Raw genomic sequence first — 8,897 nt, forward strand, 5'->3', positions numbered from 1 at the left:
TTCATGCTGTGGGGCGCCCATGCGCAGGCCAAACGTGCGCTGCTCGACGCGAGACCGCATTGCGTACTCGAAGCGCCGCATCCCTCGCCGCTTTCGGCGCATCGCGGCTTTCTCGGCTGCCGCCACTTTTCGCTTGCGAACGAATATCTGGCGGCACACGGCCGCCAGCCGATCGACTGGCAGCTTCGCGACGAGGCGTAATACCGCCCCGCAGTCGCGCTTGTTTGCCCCGGTCGACGGGGATGGCCGGGCTGTCGCACGGCGGGGCGGCGAACTTGCGCCGCGACCCACCGCGTTTTTATGGCCTCAGGCTGCTGCAGCAATCGCTTCCCGGGCGCTGGCCAGTCCGGCGCTTGCCGCATCGGGGCCCATGTTCATCCCTTCGGCATAGATGAAGCTCACATCGGTGATACCGATGAAACCGAGAAATGTCTGAATGTGCGACGCCTGGCTGTCGGCCGGCGTACCGGCGTACTTGCCGCCGCGAGCCGAGACGATAAACGCACGCTTTCCTTTCACGAGACCCTCGGGACCGTTCTCCGTATAGCGGAAGGTCACGCCGGCACGCGCAATCCAGTCGAAATAAGCCTTGAGCTGCGACGACACACCGAAGTTGTACATCGGAGCGCCGATGACGATGATGTCGGCGGCCTGCAGCTCGGCGATCAGCGCATCGCTGCGCGCGATGATCGCGGCCTGCTCGGGCGTGCGCTGCTCGACCGGCGTGAAAAAGGCGCCGAGAACCGAATCGTCGAGGTGCGGCAATGCGTTGGCGAGCAAGTCGCGCACGACGACCTTCGCTCCGGGGTTGGCGCTACGCAGTTTTTCCGTCAGTTCGGTGGCGAGCAGCGTCGAGTTCGCGCCTTGCGAACGAGCGGCCGAATTCAGTTGCAGGATCGTGGTCATCTTGGCTCCGTCTATTGGGTTGCGCGTTTGCAGCGCGAGTGGAGCCATTGTGTTTACTTTGCGGCGCCTCAGAAACTAGGGCCGCGGCGACGCATTGTTGCACCAGCGGGACAATCGACGCATCGCGGCGGGAGCTCGCCGCGATGCCTGCCGAGCCTGGCGTGCCGCCCGGGGCGGCTCAATCGAGCAGCCAGCGCTCGCGTGCTCGGCGCACCGGTGCGCGCGCCTTGTCGTCGGCCACGAGCTTATAGCGCGTGACCTCGGGACCGTCGAGCTTTGCCCGCACCACCCGCAGTTCATCGCGGCGAAATGCGTGGATGTCGACCGTTGCACCCGGCAGGTAGCGCATGAGCAGCGTGTCGAGATTGGAGCCGGTGATACGCACGCCATCGAGTGCGACAAGAATATCGCCCGCCGACAGCCCCGCCTTTTGCGCCGCGCCGCCGTCATGAACGGCCGCAACGGCGCAATCGGTGCCCGCCGCACGCACGCGAGCGCCCAGCGACGGTTTGCCGAGCCGCCCTGCATCCCCGTTACCGAAATCGGGGCGCAACTCGACGCCGAACGGCGCGAGGAGCGCCTCGAGCGGCAGATCGCGCGTGCCATAAACGGCTTCGTCGAAAAACGACCCGAGATCGACGCCCGTCGCCTCCTCGATCAGTGCCCTCACCTCATCCTCGCCGACGCCTTGCGCCTCGTGCCCGTTCCGGTAAAAGTCGCGACCGTAGCGTTGCCAGAGCAGCCGCATGACGTCGTCGAGCGACTTGCGGTGATTCGTGCGTTCGCGGATGGCCAGATCGAAGGCCAACGCGACGAGCGAACCCTTCTGGTAGTAGCTGACGATTGCGTTCGGTGCGTTTTCGTCCTGGCGGTAGTATTTGATCCAGGCGTCGAACGAGCTTTCCGCCACGCTTTGCTTGAGCCGTCCGCTGCCCCGCAGCACGCCGCCGATCGTCTTGCCGAGTTGGGCAAAGTACTCGTTGGGCGACATCGCGCCGCTGCGTACGAGCATCAGATCGTCGTAGTAGGACGTCACGCCCTCGAAAAGCCACAGCAGCGAGGTGTAGTTCTCGCGCGAGAGGTCGTATGGGACGAACGCGGCTGGCTTGATGCGCTTGACGTTCCACGTATGGAAGTATTCGTGGCTGCACAGGCCCAGGTAGGTGCGATAGCCATCGGTCATTTCGGTGCGGCCCGCCACCGGCAAATCGGTGCGATTGCAGATGAGCGCCGTCGAGGCGCGGTGCTCGAGCCCCCCGTAGCCGTCGGTCACCGCCAGCGTCATGAAGACATAGCGCGATACCGGTGCCTTTTTCGAGCGTGGCTCGAAAAGCGCGATCTGAGCCTCGCAAATACGCTTCAGATCGGCCGAGAGCCGCTCCATGTCGACACGCGTCGTGTGACCGGAAATAACGATGTCGTGCGGTACGCCATGCGCCGTGAACGTGGCGAACTCGAATTCACCCAGCGTGACCGGATGGTCGACGAGCTCATCATAGTTCTGCGCCTGATATTCGCCAAAACCGTACCGCTTGGTGCCGCGCGCTTCGGTGAGCGCCGTCGCCACGCGCCAGTTCCGATAGCCCGCACCGGCGGGCTTGCGGATTTCGACGCGGCAAGGTGCTGCTTCATGGCCCAACGCTGCGAGAAATACACTCGTGCCGTTGAAAAAGCCCGTTGTATCGTCGAGATGGGCTGCCCGCACCGACAGGTCCCATGCGTAGACCTCGTAACGCAGCGTGAGCGCGCCGCCTTTTAGCGGCGCGGCCTGCCACGTTTGCTTGTCGAGCTTGTCGATCCGGACCTTGCGCCCGTTTTCGCTGAAAGCCTGCAGTGAAACGATGTTGCGCGCGAACTCCCGCACCATGTAGCTGCCCGGTATCCAGGTCGGCAACGAAAAACGCTGGCCGGCGGGATCGGGATCGGCCAGCGTCAGCGTTACTTCGAAGATATGCGCGGCAGGTTGCTTGGGAACGATGACGTAGCGGATCGGCTTCATCGGCAGCTAAGCGAAATTGGCGGGAAGAGAATGAATGCGGGCGGTTTGCTCAACGCTGGCGCAACCGGTTCAACGCGCTTTGCCGAGCGCACGCTCGAGCGCATCGGCCGATACGGCACCCGGCAGACGGCGACCGTCCGCCAGGATGATCGTCGGCGTGCCGGTCACATTCATGCCGCGGCCGAGCGCGAGATTCTTGTCGATCGCGCTCGTGTCGCAGCTACCCGTACCCGACGGAGCACGACGTTCGAGCATCCAGGCTTCCCACGTCTTGGCTCGATCGGCCGAGCACCAGATGGCCTTGGCTTTCGCGGTCGAATCGTCCGACAGCACCGGGTAAAGGAAGGTGTAGACGGTGATGTTATCGATCGATTTGAGCGATGCCTCGAGCTGCTTGCAGTACGGGCAGTTGGGATCCGAGAACACGGCGATCTTGCGGCTGCCGTTGCCCTTCACGACTTTGACTGCGTCGGCGAGCGGCAGGCTTGCGAAATCGACCTTGTTGATTTCGGCGAGGCGCGCCTCCGTGAGATTCGCGTGTGCTTTCGTGTCGAGCAGATCACCGACGAAAACATAATCGCCATTGGCATCGCTATAAATCAGCTGTGCGCCGACGTTCACTTCGTAAAGCCCGGCGACCGGTGCCTTGGTGATGCTTTTGATCTGGAGATCGGGCAGGCGGGCCTGCAGCGTCGCCTTGAGCTTGTCCGTCGTCTGGTCGGCGTGCGCGGAGCATCCAAGTGCCGTCGCGGCGATAAGGGCAGCGCCGAGGGCGCCGCGCAGGAAAGTAGCCATGGTTTACAAGTCCTTCTGATCGTTCGCCACGCGGGGTTCCGGCGCGGCGCATGAATTCGGTCCGTCCGTCCCGCCTAGCCGAGCGCCGCGGAAACCAGCCAGCGCTTCACGAGCGGCTGCGCGCCGACCAGCGACATGCCGGCGTTGCGCGCGGTGCGGGCGAAGAAACCCGGAAAGGAGAAGAGGCGCTGGAGCCCGTCGGTTGCCAGCGCGAGGGCACCGATGTCCTCGCGGCGCGAGCGTTCGTAACGGCGTAGCAGCACCGGATCGCCGAGATCGCGAAACGGCTCCTTTTTGCTCAGGACACCGGCGAGCGATGCGACGTCGCGCAGGCCCAGGTTCATCCCCTGCCCGGCGAGCGGGTGAATGAGATGGGCGGCATCGCCGACGAGCGCCACGCGCGGCGCGACGAGGCGATCGACACGCTGCAGCGAAAGCGGGAAACCGTGCGCGGCGCCGACGCATTCGAGCTCTCCGAGCCGGCCATGCGTTGCCCGTTCGACCGCGGCTGCGAGCTGTGCCGGCGCAAGCGCGACGAGCTCGCGCGCGTGATCGGCGCGAGCCGACCAGACGAGCGACACATGGCCGCCCGGCAGTGGCAGCAGCGCGACGATCTCGCGATCTTCCGTGAACCACTGGTAAGCGGTTTCGCCGTGCGGCTTCGATGCTTTGAAGTTCGCCACGACACCGGTTTGCCGGTAGTCGCGCCGCGTCACCTCGGCCCCCATCTGGGCGCGCACCCACGAATGGGCACCGTCCGCACCGACGATGAGATCGGCTTCGATCACGACGCCGTTGGCCAGTGCGAGCATGGCGGCATCGGTTTTCACATCGAGCCCTTGCGCCCGCGTGTCGAACCAGGTCACGTGCGGCTGGAAGCGTAAGGCGGCATCGAGCGAATGTTCGACCAGCGACGATTCGACGATCCAGGCGAGCTGCGGCACAGCCGCCTGGAACGCCGAGAAATGGAGTTCCGCCTGGGCGTCGCCATAGACCCGCATGTCGTAGACGGGTGACAGACGATCGTGGTCGAGCGCCTGCCAGACCCGCAGACGTTCCAGCAGTGCCTGAGAACTCGCTGAGAGCGCGTAGATGCGTGCATCGAAAAGCATGTCGGCCGGACGCGGCGCGGCAGGCTGCGCGATCAGGGCGATACGCAGTCCGTGTTGTGCGAGCGCAAGCGCGGCGCATTTGCCGACGAGGCCGCCGCCGACGACGGCGACGTGAAACGTCTGATGATGGGCGGTCATTAACGCATTATATCTGCGCTGGACCGTGCAGCTTGGCGTGGCGGGAAATTAGGACGTGCGGCAGGTCACAGTTCTGCCGGCGCGGAGAAGGGCTGGCCGGGAAAGCTGCAACTTCGGTTCGTAAGCATCGCTTTCGCATGGCTTTCGTCTCGATGCGGGGTGCATCGGCGATGATGGTAGACAACTACGTCTTACGTACAACGGATATGACGAATGTTCCGAACGGTGGATCTTCTATCTCTCGGAGGCTCGACGGGCTCGATGGCCTCGGCGCGCAGGAAGAGGGGGTGCCGTCGCGGAACCTGGATGGCCGCGCCGATGCCGAATCCCCCTACGCGCCCCCTGCCGCGACCGGGCTGCTCGCCGGACTGAACCGACGGTCCATCAGCGACGCGCTCGATAACCGGCGGGCGGGCACATTCGCCCAGACAGATGAGGCGACCCACCCTCCTGGTCGGCCGCGGCAAGACGCAGTCACGCCGGAGACTCGACAGGTCCCGGTTAACCCGTCGGCGCCAGAGCCTCCCGGCGATTCAGGCCGTGAACGCGCGGCCCGCGGCGATGCCGGTTTTCCTGTCGTAACGGATGCGGCAAGTCCCGGCAACGCCCAAAGGCTCACCCCGCGTGAGCTGAGTCAAGCCGGCACGAAATTCGATGCGGGACTTTGGACACTCGACGATGCCGTCCGTGAACTCGACATCACGGATCCGGACGATCGCGAGAAACTGCGGGAGATGGCAGAGCAGTCTGCGCGGTTTGCAGACGAAACGCTCGTCCGGTCGGAACCCGACGAATCACCCCATACGCCTGCCCCCGTTGAGCTGCCAGCCGAACAACCGGTGCACCTATCCGATGCCACATCGACCGCGCTTTCGCCGCGTGTTCAAGCGCGGATGCAATTGCGCTCATGTCTGGAAGCATTTGGACAAGCGGAAGCAGCGCTGGAGGGAGTTCTTTCCAATCAATATCAAAACGATGGGTTGTCTGAGCACCTGACAAAAGCGGAGCAGCATATCGACGAAGGAACTCAGCAAGCGAACCAAGCTTTCGCGTTGTTGATCGACGAGACAAGAACCACTCCGTCATCGGACTTCAGCCGAACCGTTCGCGAGCGCCAAATTTCTTTTCAAAACGCCACTGCGCAATTCAGAAGAGAGGTCGGGAAGGCGGGAACGAACAACTGGGCATTTGAGCGCTTGAGCGATGCGCTTACCAGTATGCGCCGAGGGCTGGAAACTTTGACAGCGGTGTTGGACGGCCAGACACAGTAGGCGCGGAGTGCGTGAACTGCCAATATCGGCAATGTCACACCGGTGCGATCTCGTGTGAAAGCGCGGCCTTCAAAGCATCGGGCAATGGCGCGGGACGTTGCGTCGCGACATTGACGCAGGCGAGTCTGAACTCGGCAGTTGCCAATGGAGTCTCGTCTCGCATCAGCGTCTGACTGACGAGCAGGCTGCAGCGGCTGGCCGCGGAGACATTTCCGCGCGCCAACAGCCGCTCGTCCAGCGCCGCGGGCTTTAGATAGTGGAGCGTTGCATCCACCACCGCGAGTGCAACGCCATAGATGTCCTGAAGCTCGCGAGCCGAGCACCCGACGGCACACTGCCATTCTGAGCGGGCTGCCTCGAACCACCTTAAATAGGCGGTGTGATGAGCCACTCCGCCCGCGTCCGTGTCCGCATAGTAGACACGGACGGCGTACACGGGTAGCTCGATGGTCAACGAGACATTCATGAGCAGCCGCCCCACTCGCGCGAAGCGGAACTTGCGGCCGCGTCACGCCATGCGGCGATCAGGCGACGGTCGTCCGTATTGGAAGGGTGAAACTTCGGGTGAAAGTAGACAAAAAAAGCCGGCGTCATACGGCGAAACAAGCCCGGCGCCACCCACAGGTAGCGCAACAACGCGAGCCAGCTTCTCCATGAAGCGCCGTCCTGCTCCGCCAGGCGCGCAACGTTGACGAACAGCCTTCGCATAAAGCCGATCGTCACCTGTATCGCCGCGGAACAACGAAGAAAGTATGCCCCCACTCCCCGACCGTATGCCGAGGTGAAGACGTCGAACGCCACCGATTTATGTTCGATTTCCTCGACGGCGTGCCAGCGCCACAACGCGCCAAACTCGCTATCGCCTCGCATGATGGCGCCGCTCGACAGAATCTGATGCGCCAGCGACGCCGTGAAATGTTCCATCGCGACTGTCATCGCAAGCCTGCGCCGCGGTGCAACCTTTTCGAGCGGCTTGGAAAACATCCTGATGTCGAGCGTGTCGACTTCATAACCGCTTGCGACCATCGCACCGATATACGCCCGATGTTCCCGGCTATGAGCGGCCTCCTGTTGCATAAAGCCGCTGACATCCGAGAGCAGGCGCTCTTCTTTCACATGCTTGCGGTGTTCACGGACGCTGTTGATGAAGAATTTTTCCCCTTTAGGGAAAAACAGCGACATTGCATTGTAGAAGCGCGATACAGCACTTCCGGCTGAGTGCCAGTTGCAAACGTCGCCGCGAGCGAGGTCGAACGATATGTCTCGCAGTGATATCTGATCGCGATGATCTGCGCATTTTGTTGTTTCCACAACCATCGCAACAGTTGCGATATCGCGTCGTAACATGGCGTCTCCGACGTTGTATATGCGGCAAAACGCGTAGCGTAGGGATACCCATATTAGATATTGCGCATCGCGTGCTGAGTACGCGCTTTCGTAGCGAACACCCCGAACGGACGCGCGCAGTGCGAAGGAGCGGTTCTTAGGCGACGTTTGCTGCTAAGCCGGGGACCCGGGCGTGCGACCGCTCGGCTTTGTCACGAGCAGCAAGCCGAGCGCCGAAACAGCGACGACGCTGGCCATCGCAACGTACAAGCCGGCAACCGGAGCCCCGCCATACACGGTCGGAGCGGAAAAGATCAGCAATCCAATCCCGCTCGTCATCAGCACGCTGTTGGCGCGAAAACGACCTAGCAAGTGTCTCGGACACTCCGCCAGGAACCGGGTCTCGCTTCGTATGCGTACCAGGGAGAAACCGGCGCCGAGAAAGAAATGCGTTGTCAGCAAAGCCGGAAAAGCGGAAAGAAGCGGGATCGCCGCGAGAGCGATCGCCATTGTTCCAATTATGATGAAATCGAGGCGCATGCTACCCGGCGAATTCGCCGCAAACTTTGCTAGCCACACGCCGACAAGGAGTGCGCCGATCGACCACGCTGCTTCTATCATCGAATAGTCCGCGCTCGTGCCGCGGAAATAAAAGGCGATAAGCGCCGGTAGCAATGTATTCGTGATCTGCCCGATCGAAAACGCCAGTGCGGCGCAGGTTGCTATCGCGAACAATCGACGGTGCCGAAGGTAGAGCATCGGCCCTGCGGAAAATGCTCCCCGTTTCCAGGTAGGTGAAGCGCTATCGCGTGCCACATACAAGGCAGGCAGCAACCACCAGTTGATTCCGGCCAGAAGCGCACCACAGGCAGAAATGAAGAGGAAAGCGTGAACGAGGTTGGCTTGAGAAACAACCAGGCCGCCCAACGCCGTCCCAAAAATCAGCGCGATTTGAGCGGTGGAATTGAGGGTCGCCAAGTGCCGAGGTCGTTCGGACTGCTGAAGATGAGTCTTCAGGAAGTAATCCATTGCGCCGCCCAGGACAGAACTGGAGGCAGTAGCCAGGACTACTGCAACAGCGATGGCCTCGAACATCGTCTCGTCGGTCAGCGTCGCTTGTGTAAGAAGCGGGATCCCGCCCGAAACGACGATGCCTAGATGACCGCACAGCAGCATTGCTTTTTTTCTGGCGAAGTAGTCGACTGTTGCGCCCAGAATCGGCGAGAGAACCAGGCTGGCCACCGTCGAGATCAACAGAATCTTTCCGGCAGCATCAGCACGCCCTGTGCTCTGCACCGCCGACCATGCGACCACGACCAATTGATAGCCGATTCGCAAGAAGTTGATCGC

Annotated in this window: 8 protein-coding genes and 1 pseudogene; 2 read left to right on the forward strand and 7 right to left on the reverse strand. The window is 62.3% G+C overall.

Features of this window, described 5'->3' with window-relative positions:
- Positions 1-201: pseudogene (locus VGL01_RS10115) on the forward strand (uracil-DNA glycosylase); the annotation flags it as partial.
- 105 nt (positions 202-306) lie between these two features.
- Here the strand turns inward: VGL01_RS10115 and VGL01_RS10120 are convergent.
- The 4 genes from VGL01_RS10120 to VGL01_RS10135 form a co-directional block, all read right to left on the reverse strand.
- Positions 307-906: an FMN-dependent NADH-azoreductase gene (locus VGL01_RS10120; RefSeq protein WP_331568853.1), complete on the reverse strand. Its 600-nt coding sequence runs from the start codon at positions 904-906 to the stop codon at positions 307-309.
- 178 nt (positions 907-1,084) lie between these two features.
- Positions 1,085-2,905: a M61 family metallopeptidase gene (locus VGL01_RS10125; RefSeq protein ID WP_331568855.1), complete on the reverse strand. Its 1,821-nt coding sequence runs from the start codon at positions 2,903-2,905 to the stop codon at positions 1,085-1,087.
- Between the two features lie 69 nt (positions 2,906-2,974).
- Positions 2,975-3,700: a DsbC family protein gene (locus tag VGL01_RS10130; protein ID WP_331568857.1), complete on the reverse strand. Its 726-nt coding sequence runs from the start codon at positions 3,698-3,700 to the stop codon at positions 2,975-2,977.
- Between the two features lie 74 nt (positions 3,701-3,774).
- A complete protein-coding gene (locus tag VGL01_RS10135; protein WP_331568859.1) occupies positions 3,775-4,950 on the reverse strand; it encodes a UbiH/UbiF family hydroxylase in 1,176 nt (391 codons plus the stop codon).
- Between the two features lie 137 nt (positions 4,951-5,087).
- Here VGL01_RS10135 and VGL01_RS10140 point away from each other — a divergent pair, with 137 nt between their 5' ends.
- Entirely contained in the window at positions 5,088-6,221 is a 1,134-nt protein-coding gene (locus VGL01_RS10140; RefSeq protein WP_331568861.1) for a hypothetical protein, read from the forward strand.
- 34 nt (positions 6,222-6,255) lie between these two features.
- On the opposite strand, the gene VGL01_RS10145 is transcribed toward VGL01_RS10140, so the two are convergent.
- The 3 genes from VGL01_RS10145 to VGL01_RS10155 all read right to left on the reverse strand — a co-directional run.
- Positions 6,256-6,687 carry a YbgC/FadM family acyl-CoA thioesterase gene (locus VGL01_RS10145; RefSeq protein ID WP_331568863.1) on the reverse strand — a complete coding sequence of 144 codons (432 nt, stop codon included), beginning with the start codon at positions 6,685-6,687 and terminating at the stop codon, positions 6,256-6,258.
- Complete coding sequence (locus tag VGL01_RS10150) at positions 6,684-7,568, reverse strand: metal-dependent hydrolase (protein ID WP_331568865.1); 885 nt, start codon at positions 7,566-7,568, stop codon at positions 6,684-6,686. The genes VGL01_RS10145 and VGL01_RS10150 overlap by 4 nt, the downstream gene beginning before the upstream one ends.
- A gap of 153 nt (positions 7,569-7,721) precedes the next feature.
- Positions 7,722-8,897, reverse strand: a 1,176-nt coding sequence (locus VGL01_RS10155; protein ID WP_331568867.1) for an MFS transporter, incomplete at its 5' end; no start/stop codon positions are given.

This window comes from Trinickia sp. (assembly GCF_036503415.1).
Lineage (GTDB): Bacteria > Pseudomonadota > Gammaproteobacteria > Burkholderiales > Burkholderiaceae > Trinickia.